Origin of the sequence: Methylomonas koyamae (assembly GCF_006483455.1) — a bacterium.
GTDB classification, from domain to species: Bacteria; Pseudomonadota; Gammaproteobacteria; order Methylococcales; family Methylomonadaceae; genus Methylomonas; species Methylomonas koyamae_B.
On the sequence record NZ_PPPU01000008.1, the window covers coordinates 52,320 to 68,411 of the forward strand.

Genomic DNA, 16,092 nt, shown 5'->3' on the forward strand with positions numbered 1-16,092 from the left:
ACTCAGCCGAGCAAATCCCAGGACATCGGCGTCCCCATTTTCACATCCCGGTTGACCTTGCGCCCCAGCAAGGTTTCGTAGTACTTGGGCGGCAATCCCAGACCGGGCCTGACGCAGCGCAAATTCTCGCTGGTCAAAACTTCGCCGGCAACGACGTCGCGGGCGATATAAATCGAACGCCGAAATTGCAGCGATTTTTTTTCGGCGTCGGTTACGCCGTAGCTGATTTCGCCCAAGGCCTGCCAGGCGCGCTCGGTTTCGACCACCAATGCCTCCATTTCCGCGGGCTCCAGCGAAAATGCACTATCGACGCCGCCGTCGGCGCGACACAGCGTAAAGTGCTTTTCGATGACACTGGCGCCCAACGCCACGCTGGCCACCGCGACGCCGGTACCCATGGTATGGTCGGACAAACCCACTTCGCAGCCGAACAGTTCACGCAGGTGCGGAATGGTGCGGATGTTGGTGTTCTTCGGCGTGGCGGGATAGGAACTGGTGCATTTCAACAACACGATGTCGTTGCAGCCGGCTGCGCGCGCGGCGCGCACCGTATCGTCCAGTTCGGCTACGCTGGCCATGCCGGTGGAAACGATCATCGGCTTGCCGGTTGCGGCCACTTTGCGTATCAACGGCAGATCGATATTTTCGAACGAGGCGATTTTGTAGCAAGGGACATCCAACGTCTCCAAAAAATCGACCGAGGTCGAATCGAATGGTGTCGAAAAACCGATCATCCCCAATTCACGGCAACGGTCGAAGATGGGCTTATGCCATTCCCAAGGCGTGTGAGCTTGCTGATAAAGTTTATAGAGTGACGTACCCTGCCATAACGACTTGTCGTCCGAAATAAAAAACTCGCCCTGATCCAAATCCAACGTCATGGTATCGGCTGTATAGGTTTGGATCTTCAGCGCGTGCGCACCGGAACGCGCCGCCGCTTCGACGATCTGCAATGCGCGCTCGAGCGACTGGTTATGGTTGCCGGACATTTCGGCAATCACGAAAGGTTGGTGGGAAGGCCCGATAGGCCTGTTTCCGATATGCATGGATCAATTCCTGATTTTCTTTTCGTAAGCGTACGATTTGCTTCGAAAACCGGCTTTGGAAAAGGCGGATACGGAAGGCAAATTATTCGCCATTATAATGGCCTCGACCGTTTGCACCCCAGGCCAATTATTCTCGACCCAAATACAGCCGGCTTCGATAAGGTGCACGCCTATGCCTTTGCCGTAATGACCAGGCACAAGGTATACGGATATCACCGAGCGTTCGCTGTCGCGATCGAAACGCAACACGCCCACCGCCTCACCGTCGATCTCGCCGACCAGCAACTGGCGATCGGGGTCTGATAGAACTTGGCTAAACCAACTTCGATGCCCCTCGAAGTCGATAGCCTGCCCATCCTGAGAATATTTTCGGGTCGATTCGGCATTGCGCCATTGATAAATCGGCTCGCAATCGCCAATTTCCGCCGGCCGTAATGCTAACCGGGCCTGAAGCAAATGCGAAACCACCCGATTCGTCCCGAGACCATCGGCCACCTCCAAGCTACGTTGCGCAATACTCTCTATTAAGCCGACTGCGTTAACCGCAACCGATAATGCCGAAGCGACTAACTCTGTCGTTACCCGCTCGGATTGCCCCAGATACAGGATCGCACCCTGCCTGGCCATGGCTTCGCATCCCGGTTGCTGGTTGGCGGCCACGCTGACAACGATAGTCGGCAAGCCCAGGCAACTGCGCTCCCACATCGCTCCGCCACCGGCTCCGACCGACAGATCGGCATTTGCCATTAACTCCGCCATATTACTGACTTGGCGATATAGGGTACACGCGGGAAATTGCTCGGATAATTCCAGCAATTGCGGGTAATGCGGATTCGCGCTGCCGATTACGACGTCGACGGCCAATTCGTCGCAAGCCAGACTCTTTAACGCCAACAACACTTTCGCGGTTTCGTTGCTGGGGTCGCCGCCGCCGAAAAAAACCAGTACGCGCTCGACCACGCCGGACCTGATCCGCGCCGTCGCCCTTAGCGCTTTAAATTCGGGGCGCAGTAAGGCATATTTGGGCCCCATCAGCGTGACTGCAGTGGACGGCAGCAAACCGTCGTAGCGAGTTTGCCCGGTTAGATCCAGCAGATTTTGGTCCAACAACAAGTCGCAATCGTGCAGCCGATCCGCCAAATCGTCGATCACCATGATGCGTCCGACCATCGGCCGCAATATTGCCTCCCATTCCGCGTCGATCGCGTAATGGTCGACCATCAGCCAATCGGGATCGCCAAACTGCCGTAAAGCCGCAGCGGTTTGTTGGGCATCCTCGGTTTGCGTTGTTCCCAACCACGCGGCATGGGCAAGCCGGGTATCGTGAGCGGACGCCGGTTCCGGCAACCGCAATAACAGATGGCCGGAAGCCTCGATCAGCGAAAACAGATTGCCCGGATGTTCGCGGCTGATGAATGCCACCTCGGCACCGCGCTCGCGCAATGCATCGGCCAGAGTCAGGCAACGCATCACATGGCCGCTCCCCATCTGCACCGAGGCGTCGGCGCGAATCGCGACTTTTAGGCTCATCTGACCTTGAACAGCGGTTCTAGCGCCTGACAACGCAGCATTTTTTCCAAGGAGCGCTCCTTGACCGCCGCTACCAGCAGCGGAAGCACCGCATCGTAAGCGGCAAACAATTGATCCAGATCGCTGTCGTGATGGCTATAGCTCATATTGTGAGTGCCGAAGGCCAGAATGCCGCGTTCCAACATCTCTTGCATGAACAGGGTTTTCAATTGCCAGGACGTGTAAGGCTCGGCATCCTTGATCAACAAAAAGCTCCAAGCCGGATGGCCGGAGACGCTGAGGAAATGCTCAGCGCCATGTGCGGCTATCGCTGCCTGCAGGCGCTGGATGATTTTTTCGCCTTGCAGCCGCATCGTCGCCACGACCGGTTCGCGCTGCAATTTCTGCATCGTTGCCAATGCGGCAGCCAAAGACAAGGTTTCGCCGCCGAAGGTAAACGAGAAGAACACTTCTTCCATCAATTGCATCAAGTCCGCCCGCCCGGCGACGGCGGATACCGGATAACCGTTGGCCAAACCTTTGCCGAAGGTTGCCAAATCCGGCGTCACCCCGAAATATTCCTGGGCGCCGCCGTTGGCATAGCGAAAGCCGGTGATGGTTTCGTCGAAAACCAACACCGCGCCGTGTTTGTGGGTTAATTCTTTAACATTTTCCAAAAACCCGTCCTGCGGCTCGACCACATTCATCGGTTCCAGAATCACCGCAGCGATCCGGTCCGGCCACTGCTTGAACACACTGTCCAGCGAGGTAATGTCGTTATACGTGAAGGTATGCGTCAAATCGCGGGTGGCTTGTGGCACGCCCCGGTTGCGCAAGGTCGAACCGATATACCAATCCTGCCAGCCATGGTAGCCGCAAACCGCGACATGGTCGCGGCCGGTGCGCGCGCGCGCCAAACGAATGGCACCGGCCGTGGCATCGGAACCGTTTTTGCCGAATCTGACTTGTTCCGCGCAAGGCACCAATTCGCAGATTTTTTCCGCGACCTGCATTTCGATCGGATGGGACAAGCTGAATATCACGCCGTCTTCCAACTGCGCCTTGACGGCTTCGGTGACGTCAGGATCGTTGTAACCCAGCGTAACCGCGGCCAAGCTGTTGATGAAATCGACGTACTCGTTGCCGTCGACGTCCCATACGTGGCTGCCGCGCCCGCGTTGGATGAAATACGGCGACACGCCGTGCGGGTATTGGGTTTTGCTTTTGCTAAAAGTTTGGGAACCGAGCGGGATGGTTTTTAACGCACGTTCCAATAGCGTTTCGGAGTTACGGTAACGTTCGGACATAAGGACGATTAACTCGCTGGGTTTGACGATTGCTGAGCATCGGCGGCAACAGATTTAAGATAACCTTCATTGCGTTGATGTTGCGTATTCCAATTGGCCAGTTCGGGCCGCTCGGCTAATAACTGCAGGATATCCGGCGTCGAAAAATCCGGATGCGCCGGGTACAAAGCGGCGTAAATCTGCGAGACCAATTCAAAATCTCGTGGCTCGTCGACAGTCCAGCGCAGATGCGACAAGTCTTCGCGATTGAAAAAATGGCCAAGATTGAAGCGTTCCGGCTGCTGGTGAATGAACGGCGTGACGTGTTCGCGTTGCGATGGCAGCTCGGCCTCGCGCCAAGCCTGTTCCAGGCAGGCAAAGCGGCAGATTTCGACATCCAAGCCGTCCGGGAAGGTCGGCTGTATGGCGTTACTGGCATAGTCGTAACCGCCGGCCAGATAATATTCGATGACTTGGTCGATCAAACCGGGATCGGCCAACGGGCAATCCGCGGTCAGCCTCACCACGTGATCCGGGTGGTAACTCGCTGCCGCTTGATAGAAGCGGTCCAGCACGTCTTGCAGATTGCCGCGAAAGCAGTCGACTGCATGTTGCTCGCATAAGCTTGCTATCGCATCGTCCGCCATCTCGCTGCTGGTAGCGACCAGTAGCCGGTCGATGTGACGGACTTTTTGCAGCCGTTCGATTTGCCTGAGCAACATCGGCTCTCCCAACAACGGCATCAACACCTTACCGGGCAAGCGGGACGACGACAGCCGAGCCTGTAATATCGCTAATATCATGATTTTCCTGGTTCCAGCCGCCACAAAGCCGGATTGACTATCGCTTCTGCGCCGATGGCGAACCCGGCAAACTCGCCGCAATCGAGCTCGACGTTGGCGGCGTCGCAGATATCGCGTAGTTGCTGCGCATTGTTCACGCCACAAATGATTTGGTCGATTTCGGTCAAGCCGGAGACGAACCCCACTGCGGCTTGTAGCGGCGTCAATCCGCGGGCGCGAACAAATGCGTGATAGGCTTCGAGAACATGCCGCACCGGAGCGAAATACGCCGGAATTTCCGACGCATCCATCAGCAACAGGCCCTGCAAAAATACCGAGCGGGCATGCACCTCGACTCCGGCCGATTTTAGTTTTTGCAAATGGCCGCTAACCAGCAAGCGCTGGTCCAAAACACTGATCGGCAGTTGCACCAAATCGATATCAAACCGCTGCAGAATTTGGTCTATCTGCGCCGAGTCGTACACCGAAACCCCGATCTTGGCGACCAAGCCTTGCTGCTTCAAGCCGGTTAACGCCGCCATCAAACGTTCGCCGCCGGGCACGAACAGATCGTCCGCCCGATGAATCAATAAGCCGTATACCGAATCGCAGTTCAGCTTTGTTAACGACTCGTGGAAGACTTGTTGCAATCGCTCGGCATCATCGGCATCCAAAACCGGTTTGGCAAATTGCGGGGTTTTGGTCACGATATCGAACCCGGCCGCCGCCGGCAAACAATTGCCCAAGACCTGTTCGCTATCGCCGTAAAGGCTGGCCGTATCCAGCACCCGAACCTTCAGCTCACCCGCCGCCGCCAGAATAGCGGCGACTTCGGCAGCTGGCGTTTTGCCGTCTTTATTCGAAACGCCGTAATCGACGCCGAATTGTACGGTACCCAAACCGATCTTCATTGCAATTGTCCGCGCAACGCTGCGACAACGCGGTCTTGGTTAGCTTCGGTCAAGGTCGCATAGAGCGGCAGACTGATCGCGGCACGGTAATAACGTTCAGCTTCCGGAAAGTCTCCGGGCTGGAAACCCAGCTGTCGGTAATACGGCTGCAAGTGCACCGGGATGTAATGCACGTTGACGCCGATACCGGCAGCGCGCAAGCCTTCGAACACGCTCAGCCTGCTGTAGGCAGAGACACCTTCCGGAACCGTGATCGGGTACAAATGCAACGCGGAATAATTGTCCGGGTGCTGCCAAGGAATCTCAACCGGTAACGCCGACAACAAACTGTCGTAACGCGCTGCCAGGCGCTGCCGGTTTGCCACGAATTCGTCCAACCGCGATAGCTGGCTCAAACCCAGAGCGGCCTGAATATCCGTCATGCGGTAGTTGTAACCGAGCGCAATCTGTTGGTAATACCAAGGGCCGTCGGCCTGGTGCGTCATTTGCGCCGGATCGCGGGTAATGCCGTGGCTGCGCAGCAGGGCCAGCTTATCGGCCAATTCGGTATCGTTGGTCAGCGCCATACCGCCCTCGGCAGTCGTGATGATTTTGACCGGATGGAAACTGAATACGGTGATATCGGCATAGCGGCAATTGCCGATCGGCTGATTCCGGTATCTTCCGCCGATCGCGTGCGAGGCGTCTTCGATGATTTTGAAGCCGTATTTTTCGCTTAATGCGTGGATCGCCGCCATGTCGCAGGATTGCCCGCACAGATGCACCGGGATCACCACTTTGGGTAGCTTCCCGTCCCGTTCGGCCCCCTGCAGTTTCTGTTCCAATGCCGCGACGCTGAGGTTGTATGTACGCGGATCGATATCGACGAAATCGACCTTGGCACCGCAGTACAAGGCGCAATTGGCGCTGGCGACGAAAGTGATCGGGCTGGTCCAGACCACGTCGCCGGGGCCGACGCCCAACGCCAGGCAAGCGATATGCAGCGCCGAGGTCGCACTGTTGACGGCAAACGCATGGCGCACGCCGCAATATTCCGAAACCGCTGTTTCGAAAGCCGGAACTGCCGGCCCTTGCGTCAGGAAATCGGACTTTAAGACATCGATGACCGCCTGGATGTCGGCCTCGCTGATATCCTGGCGACCGTAAGGAATGAATGCGGTCATATTTTGCCGACTTTATCGCGGTTCTGTTCCAGCCAGGCCTGCAACTCGGCCACACTCATCCATTCCGTGTTGTTATCCGAACAATAGATAAAATCCGGCGCAACCCGCACCCCCTGGTTGATGCGCTCGGGATCGGAACTCCAGTTGTGAATCGCCGGCAGAATTTTGTAGTAGTCGTCGTACTCGTAGGTATAAGGCGCGTCTTCCAGCCCTATCATTTGCTCGTGCAATTTTTCGCCAGGGCGAATGCCGACGATTTCGTGCTGCGCATCGGGAGCCACCGCACGGGCGATATCGACGATATTCATCGACGGGATTTTCTTGACATAAATTTCGCCGCCGACCATGTCGTCGAAGGCGCGCCAGACCAGATCGACACCTTGTTCCAACGTGATCATGAAGCGCGTCATCCGGGCATCGGTGATCGGTAACACGCCTTTATGAGCGATGGATTGGAAAAACGGAATCACCGAACCGCGAGAGCCCATCACGTTGCCGTAACGCACCACGGCAAACCGGGTTTCGTTTTTGCCGGAGTACGAATTGCCGGCGACGAACAATTTGTCGGAAGCCAGTTTGGTCGCTCCGTACAGATTAGCCGGGCTGCTGGCTTTATCGGTAGACAAAGCGACCACTCGCTTCACGCCCTGATCGATACAGGCGTCGATCAGATTCATCGCGCCGATGATATTGGTCTTGACGCATTCGAATGGGTTGTATTCCGCAGTCGGCACGATTTTGGTTGCCGCGGCGTGTACGACGTATTCGATACCGTTCAACGCGCGGGCCAGACGGTCTTTATCGCGCACGTCGCCGATGAAAAAGCGGACGCGCGGATCGTCGCCGTACAACTTCGCCATTTCCCACTGCTTCATCTCGTCGCGGGAGAAAATCACCAGGCGGCGCGGATTGTATTTGGCCAAAGTCAACGGCACGAAGGTGTGGCCGAAGGAACCGGTACCACCGGTAATCAGTATGGTTTTGTCGTGAAGCATATTAATCAAGAAAGAATTTTATAGCGCCGGCCGTCGAGCGGGTTCAAGCAAACAGTTCAGCCTCGTCCAACGACACGCCGGCTTGGTCTTTTCCGGAGAGAACCGGTTCGCCGGCATAAGGCCAATTGACTTGCAGACTCTCGTCGTTCCAGGCAATACAGCGCTCGTGCTGCGGCGCATAGTAATTCGTGGTTTTGTAGAGAAATTCCGCAGTATCGGACAGCGTCACGAAACCGTGGGCGAAGCCTTCCGGTATCCAAATTTGCCGCTTGTTATCGGCCGACAATATTTCGCCGACCCATTGGCCGAAAGTTGGCGAGCTTTTGCGAATGTCCACCGCGACGTCGAATACTTCGCCCTGTACAACCCGGACCAGCTTGCCCTGAGCCATCGGCGGCATTTGGTAATGCAAGCCGCGTAACACGCCTTTTTGCGATTTCGAGTGGTTATCCTGCACGAAGTTGACGTCGACGCCGGTCAATTCCCTGAACAATTTTTCGTTGAAACTTTCGAAAAAAAAGCCGCGCTCGTCGCCGAACACTTTAGGGGTGAATAATATGACATCGGGAATGGAAAGACGGCTGGCTTGCATGGCTTACCTAAAATCTAAACGAAAGTGACTGCGGCTGAGCGATAGCAATTTAACGCAAGTCGCAAAACGGCTAGCCTCTATGCCACAGGATAAATGAACACCAAATTTATTCGGATTTGATGTCAGTTTTGTGGGCGACCAAAAATCGCATGCGACCAGTTCGGCCAATCAAAATACTTGCTTATTCAACAATGTTAACAAATATTGACCGTAACCGTTCTTTGCCAGCGGTTTGGCCAATTTTTCGATCTGCTCGTCGCCGATCCAGCCGCTACGCCAGGCAATCTCCTCCGGGCAGGAAATTTTCAGACCCTGGCGAGACTCGATGGTCTCGATGAAGTTGCTGGCTTCGATCAGACTGGCGTGGGTACCGGTATCCAGCCAGGCATAACCACGGCCCATGATCTCAACGCTAAGTTGTTGACGCTCAAGATAGATCCGGTTGACGTCGGTAATTTCCAACTCGCCGCGCGGCGAAGGTTGCAAATTGGCGGCGATATCGACCACTTGGTTATCGTAAAAATACAAGCCGGTCACGGCGTAATGGCTCTTCGGCTGGGCCGGCTTTTCCTCCAGCGACAAGGCCCTGCCCTCCGCGTCGAAGCTGACCACGCCGTAACGCTCAGGGTCCTGTACGTGGTAGGCGAAAACCGTCGCGCCCGAGCTGCGGTCGTTTGCTGTCCGTAATTGCTGGTACAAATCGTGGCCGTAGAAAATATTGTCGCCCAACACCAAGGCGCTGGGATCGGCTCCGACAAAATCGCGACCGATGATGAAGGCCTGCGCCAAGCCGTCGGGGCTGGGTTGTACCGCGTACTGCAAATTCAAGCCCCAATCGCTGCCGTCGCCGAGCAACTGTTGAAACAACGGCGTATCCTGCGGCGTGGAAATAATCAGAATGTCGCGAATGCCGGCCAGCATCAAGGTGCTGAGCGGGTAATAAATCATCGGCTTGTCGTAAATCGGCAGCAATTGCTTGGAAACCGCTTTGGTGACCGGGTACAAGCGGGTACCGGAACCGCCTGCGAGAATAATGCCTTTACGTTGACTCATGGTTACCTTCCATACAACTCGGACAACATGCGCTCGACCCCTGCCTGCCATGGCGGCAAGCGCAAATCGAATGCGGCCTGCAATTTCTCGGTATTCAAGCGCGAATTCAACGGCCTTTTAGCCGGTGTCTGATACGCGCTGGTCGGGATCGCGGTGACCGCCTGCTTCGGCGTATTCAACGCGACGCCGGCCTGGCGGGCGAAATACAGCGCAAAGTGGGCGTATTCGTACCAAGAGGTCTCGCCGGCCGCCGTCAGATGATAGATCCCGGCGACATCCGGCGTGCGCAATGCGGTGCGAATGGCGTGAGCCGTAACATCGGCCAATAATTCGGCCCCGGTCGGCGCGCCGATCTGGTCGTCGATCACCGACAACTGCTGCCGCTCCTGCGCCAGCCGCAGCATAGTCTTCGCGAAATTGTTGCCGTGCGCGGCGTAAACCCAACTGGTGCGGAAGATCAAATGCCGGCAGCCGCTGGCTTGGATCGCACATTCGCCGGCTAATTTAGTTTGTCCGTAGACATTCAGCGGCCCGGTCGCATCATCCTCGCGCCAAGCTTGATTGCCGCCACCGTTGAAAACATAGTCGGTCGAATAATGCAGCAGCCAAGCACCATATTCAGCCGCCGCTTCCGCCATCGCCCGCGGCGCCGCACAATTGATGGTATTGGCCAGCTCGATTTCGGTTTCGGCCTTATCTACCGCCGTGTAAGCGGCGGCGTTGACGATCACGTCGGGCCGCACGGCCCGAACCGTGGCCGCGATGCCGTCCGGATTACTCAAGTCGCCGCAGTAGTGCCTATCCTGGCGGTCCAAGGCCAACAGCTCGCCCAACGGCGCCAGACTGCGCTGCAGCTCCCAGCCAACCTGGCCGTTCTTGCCGAACAGTAAAATCTTCACTCGGCCCGCCCGGCGTAGTTTTTATCCAGCCAAGCCTGGTAATCGCCAGATAATACATTGTTGACCCAGGCCTGGTTATCCAGGTACCACTGCACGGTCTTGCGTATCCCGGTCTCGAAAGTTTCCGCCGGTTTCCAGCCGAGTTCCCGCTCCAGTTTGGTCGCATTGATCGCATAGCGGCGGTCGTGGCCGGGCCGGTCTTTGACGTAGTTAATTTGCTCGGCATACGACTTGCCGTCCGCACGCGGCTGCAGTTCGTCGAGTATCGCGCACAGCGTATTTACCACATCCAGATTAGCCTTTTCGTTCCAGCCGCCGACGTTGTAGACCTCGCCCAGCTTGCCGGCAGCCAATACGAGCCGAATCGCGCTGCAATGGTCTTTGACGTACAACCAGTCGCGGATTTGCTGGCCGTCGCCGTAAATCGGCAGCGGCTTGCCGGACAAGGCGTTTTGGATGCAGAGCGGGATCAACTTTTCCGGGAAATGGTAGGGGCCGTAATTGTTCGAACAATTGGTAGTCAGCACCGGCAAACCGTAAGTATGGTGGTAAGCGCGAACCAGATGGTCGCTGGCGGCCTTGCTCGCAGAATACGGGCTGTTGGGCTGGTATTGGTTGGTTTCGGCGAACGGCGGATCGGCTTTTTCGAGCGACCCGTAAACTTCGTCGGTAGAGACATGCAGAAAGCGGAACGCCTGTTGCTCGGCAGGTTGCAGATTGTTCCAATATTCCCTGGCGGCTTCCAGCAAACGAAAACTGCCGACGATATTGGTCTGGATAAAATCTTCCGGGCCATGTATCGAACGATCGACATGGGACTCGGCGGCGAAATTGACCACGGCGCGCACTTGGTGCTGCTTCAGCAAGCCCAGCACCAACTCGTAATCGCCGATATCGCCGTGCACGAACACGTGGCGGGCATCGGCTTGCAGCGCGGCCAGATTTTGCGGGTTGCCGGCATAGGTCAGCTTATCCAGATTGACGACGGTTTCGTCGCTCTGCGCCAGCCAATCCAGAACGAAATTGCTGCCGATAAAGCCGGCGCCGCCGGTAACTAAAATGCTCATATGCAACCGATATTATTGTTGTGTGTTCCTGGCGGTCTTCATCCCTCTACGCCGCCTCGGCGTTTATTGTAACTTAGTAACGGCCAAATCAAGGCAAAAACAGCCGAAACCGGGCTCCGCCCAGTCGACTCGAATTATCGATCGTCACGTAACCGCAGCGGCCGGCGTTTTTGTGCAACCCGGCGATCACCGACACGAAATACAGGCCCAGACCGGTATTGCCGTTGACCCAATCCAGCTCGGCGGCGTTGGTCAAATCGGCCTGCAGAAAATGCGGCGGATAACCGGTGCCGTCGTCCTCGATCGCGATCTGCAAATAGTCGCCGTCCTGCTCGGCCGACACCAACACCGTCTGCCGAGTATAGCGTAAGGCGTTATTCAACACCGCCGCCAAGGCATTGGCGATATTGTCGAAATCGCAATAGGCTTGCAACTCGTCGGTGCAATCCAGCCGCAGCTCGACCTCGTGCAAGGTAGACAGCCGCGCTTGCTGATCCACCGCTTCCTGCAGCACATCGAGCACCGCACATTGGTCGATGTCCAAACTGAATTTCTGAGCCCCAACCTTATATAACACGAGCAGTTGCATCAGACTATGGTTAATCCGCACCGCCTCGAATTCCAGCAGCCCCAAATCGCCGGTTTCGGTTTGGCGTTTGGCGGAGAACTGGCGGATCAACTCCAACAAGGTGCCCAACGAATTTTTGATGTCGTGCACCGTGAATGCCAACAGCGTCGGAAACAGTGCATCACGCTCCAAGCGGCCGGACACAGCTAGACCTTGGCAACGGCGGCGCGCTGCAATTTGCCGAATTCCAGTTGCAACACACCCAGTTTGTGCTGCTCCACGCCCAGTAACTTGGCTTTCTTGAGCAGCGTTTTGGCGCGACGCTCCTTATCTTCGTCGAACGGATTTACTTTCAAGTCGTGAATAATAATTTTCAGCATGTTTAAGATGATGGTCTTGTTTTCCGGCATCGCCGAAAATGCCTGCTCGAACAAATCCAGCGCTTCATTGAATTTACCCTGCTTGTATAGCGCCACACCTTTATTGTTGGTGGCAACCAAAACTTGTTTGGTTTTTTGAATCAGGACTTCCGAATGGTTATGCATGCCGATCCCGCTTTGCATGGCGCGCAGATTGTTCAGAAATGGCTCGTCGTCGATATGGTTATGAATCAATCCGTGCAGGATGGCCTCGGCTTTGCCGATCTGCTCGTTCAAAAAGCACGAACGCGCCACCTCCAACTGCAACTCGCGCGGCGCTTTGCTACCCAAGCGAGCGCAAAGTTCCAAAGCTTTATCCAAAGCCTGCTGCGCCGCGTCCTCCTCGCCCTGCGCCCGGAACAGATCGGCCTCCAAGGTCGCCGCCCGTAGTTCGGCCTCCGGCAGGTTGCCGTATTCCTGGCGCATTTCATTCAATGTCTTTAAAGCCTCCTCGCCGGCATTGGTCTTGGCGTATAACTTGGCCAGACCGGCGTAGTCGCTACAGGAGCCGTGAACCGAATGCTTGCCCAGTTTGACTGCCGCCTTATAAGCTTTTTCGGCCGCTTCCAGATTGCCGTTTTTATCGGCCGTCTCGGCAAACTTCTTCTGCCGCAGGATTGATTGCGGCGACAATTCCAAAGCCTGCGCCAGCACCTGTTCAACCTCCTGATGCCGTTCCAGCGCTTCGTAGGCTCGGGTCAGCCAGTCGTACCCCTCCATCAGCATCGGGTTGTCCGCCACCAGGCTCTGCAGGCCGGCGATGGCTTGCTCGATATCGTTGGTTTGAAAGTCGATCACGGCCAGGCCCAGACGCGCCCAAGGCAAATCCCGATGCTGCAATACTTCACCGTAAATCTGCCGCGCGGTTTCGAAATCGCCGGCAGAGGTTGCCAACTCGGCGCGCATTTTCAGCAGATGCAGGCGCATCGTCCCGTCGCCACTTTCCAGTAAGGTGTCGCAGTGCCGGATCGCCTGCGCCAAATCGCCTTTCGCCATCGCCTTTTCGATCGCAGCCAAATACTCGCGGCGCGCAAAATGCCGATGCAAGCGACTGATCAATTGCTGGGCATTGAACGGCTTGGTCAGGTACTCGTCCGGTTTGCTGTCCATTGCGCCCAGCACGGCGCCGGTGGATTGTTCGGAACTGATTAAAATGAAAATGCTGCGGTAATCGATCAATTTGCGATGCCGCGCTTCCTCCAACACTTGCTGGCCGTTCTTGCCCGGCCCCAGGTTGTAGTCGCACAACACGATCTCGAACGTGGTTTTCGCCATGGCGTTGACGGCGGCGACACCGCTGTCGGCCTCGACGATCGCATCGGCATTCAAGCCGTACAACATGTCGCGTATCGACTTACGAATCACCGGCTTGTCTTCGACAAGCAAAATCGGTTTGCCGGCTAAACTCAATTTCATAAGCGAGATTCAACTAACGAGACCATAAAACCCGCTTGCCCCGACTGCCGCGACCGCGGCCTTGAAAAATTTAACGGTCATCCCCAACTTGCCCAAGTCCACTTTACAACCAAAAGAGTATAGACATGACTGTTGAGGCAAACAAACAAACCCTAGGTTTTCAAACCGAAGTCAAACATTTGCTGCACTTGATGATTCACTCCTTGTACAGCAACAAGGAAATCTTTTTGCGCGAGCTGATCTCCAACGGTTCCGACGCCGCCGACAAACTGCGCTTCGAAGCCCTGGCCAACGACAGCTTGTACGAAGGCGACAGCGAGCTGAAAATCCGCGTTGATTTCGACGAAGCCAAAAAGACCATCACCATCACCGATAACGGCATCGGCATGAGCCGCGAGGAAGTGCAGGACCACATCGGTACCATCGCCAAATCCGGCACCAAGCAATTCTTCGAACGCCTGACCGGCGACCAAGCCAAGGACAGCGAATTGATCGGTCAGTTTGGCGTCGGCTTTTACTCGGCCTTCATCGTCGCCGATAAAGTGACATTGACCACCCGCAAGGCCGGCGCGCCGGTTAGCGAAGGCGTGCGCTGGGAGTCCGACGGCCTGGGCGAATACAGCATCGAATCGGTCGACAAAGCCAGCCGCGGCACCGAAATCGTACTGCATCTGAAAGAAGGCGAAGATGAGTTCTTGAGCGCCTGGAAACTACGTTCCATCATCAAAAAATACTCGGACCACATTTCCCTGCCGATCATCATGAGCCAGGAAATCCCGGCCGAGAAAGACGATGACGGCAACGAAACCGCGCCGGCCCGCATCGAAGACGAAACCGTCAATAGCGCTTCGGCCTTGTGGACCAAATCCAAGGACGACATCACCGAGGAACAGTACAACGAGTTCTACAAACACGTCGGCCACGACTTCCAGGACCCGCTGGCTCACGTCCACAGCAAGGTAGAAGGCACCAACGAATACACCTTGTTACTGTACGTTCCCGGCCGGGCGCCGTTCGATTTGTGGGACCGCGATGCTAAGCACGGCGTCAAGCTGTATATCAAAAAAGTCTTCATCACCGACGACGCCGAACAACTGATGCCGCGCTACCTGCGCTTCATCCGCGGCGTGATCGATACCGATAGCCTGCCTTTGAACGTATCGCGCGAGATCCTGCAACAAAGCAAACAGATCAGCACCATCAAGGGCGGCGCCGTGAAAAAGGTATTGGGCCTGCTGGAAGATCTGGCCGAGAACGACGCCGAGAAATACCAAAAATTCTGGGAGCAATTCGGTAACGTCATTAAGGAAGGCCCGATCGAAGACCACAAAAACAAGGACCGCGTCGCCGGCCTGTTGCGTTTTTCTTCGACCCACACCGACGACAAGACCCAGAACGTGTCGCTGGCCGACTACGTCAGCCGGATGAAGGAAGGCCAGGAAAAAATCTACTTCATCACCGCCGACAGCTTCGCCGCAGCCAAAAGCAGCCCGCATTTGGAAGTATTCCGCAAGAAAGGTATCGAAGTATTACTGCTGACCGACCGCATCGACGAATGGCTGGTATCCAGCCTGACCGAATTCGACGGCAAGCACATGCAATCGATTGCCAAGGGCGAGCTGGATCTGGACAAATTCGATACCGAAGAAGAGAAAAAACATCAGGAAGAAGTCAGCAAGGACTTCGAATCGGTGGTCAAGCAACTCAAGGACGTGCTGAGCGACAAAGTCAGCGAAGTCAAAATCAGCCACCGTCTGACCGACTCCCCGGCTTGCTTAGTGACCGGCGCTTACGACATGAGCCTGCACATGGAACGGATCATGAAGGAAGCCGGCCACGCCGGCGGCATGTTCGGCATGGGCGGCAACAGCAAGCCGATCTTCGAAATCAACCCGGACCACGCCATCGTCCAGGCGCTGAAAAACGAGCAAGACGACGCGCGCTTTGCCGACATCAGTCATATTTTGTTCGACCAAGCCATCCTCAGCGAAGGCGGCCAGTTGGACGATCCGGCGGCCTTTGTGCATAAGTTGAATGGGTTGTTGCAGGGGTTGTTGAAATAACCTGTTTTGATTTGGAAAAGGCCGGGAAACCGGCCTTTTTTTGAATACTGTGTTACAGTCGCTCTGTGTATCCGTTAGTTTTGGATGATATACAGATCCATTTAATTACTTGTCAGGTCTAGCTATGACTGAACCACACTGGACCACATATCTCGCAGCTTTGCTTACTCCAACGATTGCGGTCTTTGGGGCTTCAATTGCCTACCGCCAATGGCTTACAGCTCAGAACAAATTGAAACTAGACTTATTCGAAAGGCGGTTATTTGTCTACGAGGCTGCCCGAGACTACCTTGCTTCTGTTCTAAGAAGTGGCTCCATTCGTT

At 55.8% G+C, this 16,092-nt stretch carries 15 protein-coding genes; 2 read left to right on the top strand and 13 right to left on the bottom strand.

All coding sequences use genetic code 11. The features are described 5' to 3' along the window. Positions 1–2: 2 nt before the first annotated feature. The 13 genes from pseI to C2U68_RS04800 form a co-directional block, all read right to left on the bottom strand. A complete protein-coding gene (pseI, locus tag C2U68_RS04740; protein WP_140911367.1) occupies positions 3–1,046 on the bottom strand; it encodes a pseudaminic acid synthase in 1,044 nt (347 codons plus the stop codon). Positions 1,047–1,049: 3 nt separating this feature from the next. Next, positions 1,050–2,576, bottom strand: coding sequence for a UDP-2,4-diacetamido-2,4,6-trideoxy-beta-L-altropyranose hydrolase (gene pseG, locus C2U68_RS04745; RefSeq protein ID WP_140911368.1), 1,527 nt, complete (start codon positions 2,574–2,576; stop codon positions 1,050–1,052). After that, entirely contained in the window at positions 2,573–3,862 is a 1,290-nt protein-coding gene (locus C2U68_RS04750; RefSeq protein WP_140911369.1) for an aminotransferase class III-fold pyridoxal phosphate-dependent enzyme, read from the bottom strand. The genes pseG and C2U68_RS04750 overlap by 4 nt, the downstream gene beginning before the upstream one ends. An 8-nt stretch (positions 3,863–3,870) precedes the next feature. Beyond that, positions 3,871–4,644 (bottom strand): cytidylyltransferase domain-containing protein, encoded by a 774-nt coding sequence (locus C2U68_RS04755; RefSeq protein WP_140911370.1) that lies wholly within the window; start codon positions 4,642–4,644, stop codon positions 3,871–3,873. Then, positions 4,641–5,534: an aldo/keto reductase gene (locus tag C2U68_RS04760; RefSeq protein WP_140911371.1), complete on the bottom strand. Its 894-nt coding sequence runs from the start codon at positions 5,532–5,534 to the stop codon at positions 4,641–4,643. Before C2U68_RS04760 ends, C2U68_RS04755 begins: the two co-directional genes overlap by 4 nt. Beyond that, positions 5,531–6,697, bottom strand: coding sequence for a UDP-4-amino-4,6-dideoxy-N-acetyl-beta-L-altrosamine transaminase (gene pseC, locus C2U68_RS04765; RefSeq protein WP_140911372.1), 1,167 nt, complete (start codon positions 6,695–6,697; stop codon positions 5,531–5,533). The genes C2U68_RS04760 and pseC overlap by 4 nt, the downstream gene beginning before the upstream one ends. Then, a complete protein-coding gene (pseB, locus tag C2U68_RS04770; RefSeq protein WP_140911373.1) occupies positions 6,694–7,692 on the bottom strand; it encodes a UDP-N-acetylglucosamine 4,6-dehydratase (inverting) in 999 nt (332 codons plus the stop codon). Before pseB ends, pseC begins: the two co-directional genes overlap by 4 nt. Positions 7,693–7,735: 43 nt before the next feature. Continuing rightward, a complete protein-coding gene (gene rfbC / locus C2U68_RS04775; RefSeq protein ID WP_140911374.1) occupies positions 7,736–8,284 on the bottom strand; it encodes a dTDP-4-dehydrorhamnose 3,5-epimerase in 549 nt (182 codons plus the stop codon). A 168-nt stretch (positions 8,285–8,452) separates the two neighbouring features. Continuing rightward, positions 8,453–9,337 (bottom strand): glucose-1-phosphate thymidylyltransferase RfbA, encoded by an 885-nt coding sequence (gene rfbA, locus C2U68_RS04780; protein ID WP_140911375.1) that lies wholly within the window; start codon positions 9,335–9,337, stop codon positions 8,453–8,455. Positions 9,338–9,339: 2 nt separating this feature from the next. Continuing rightward, on the bottom strand, positions 9,340–10,236 hold the full coding sequence (gene rfbD, locus C2U68_RS04785; RefSeq protein WP_140911376.1) for a dTDP-4-dehydrorhamnose reductase: 897 nt from the start codon (positions 10,234–10,236) through the stop codon (positions 9,340–9,342). Further along, on the bottom strand, positions 10,233–11,303 hold the full coding sequence (gene rfbB, locus C2U68_RS04790) for a dTDP-glucose 4,6-dehydratase (protein ID WP_140911377.1): 1,071 nt from the start codon (positions 11,301–11,303) through the stop codon (positions 10,233–10,235). The genes rfbD and rfbB overlap by 4 nt, the downstream gene beginning before the upstream one ends. A gap of 88 nt (positions 11,304–11,391) precedes the next feature. Further along, entirely contained in the window at positions 11,392–12,075 is a 684-nt protein-coding gene (locus C2U68_RS04795) for a sensor histidine kinase (protein ID WP_140911378.1), read from the bottom strand. Between the two features lie 2 nt (positions 12,076–12,077). Next, a complete protein-coding gene (locus tag C2U68_RS04800; RefSeq protein ID WP_140911379.1) occupies positions 12,078–13,706 on the bottom strand; it encodes a tetratricopeptide repeat-containing response regulator in 1,629 nt (542 codons plus the stop codon). A 125-nt stretch (positions 13,707–13,831) separates the two neighbouring features. Here C2U68_RS04800 and htpG point away from each other — a divergent pair, with 125 nt between their 5' ends. Both htpG and C2U68_RS21380 read left to right on the top strand, forming a co-directional pair. Continuing rightward, entirely contained in the window at positions 13,832–15,769 is a 1,938-nt protein-coding gene (htpG, locus tag C2U68_RS04805) for a molecular chaperone HtpG (RefSeq protein ID WP_140911380.1), read from the top strand. Between the two features lie 124 nt (positions 15,770–15,893). Next, positions 15,894–16,092: hypothetical protein (locus C2U68_RS21380; RefSeq protein ID WP_222101866.1), on the top strand; the 199-nt coding region annotated here is incomplete at its 3' end.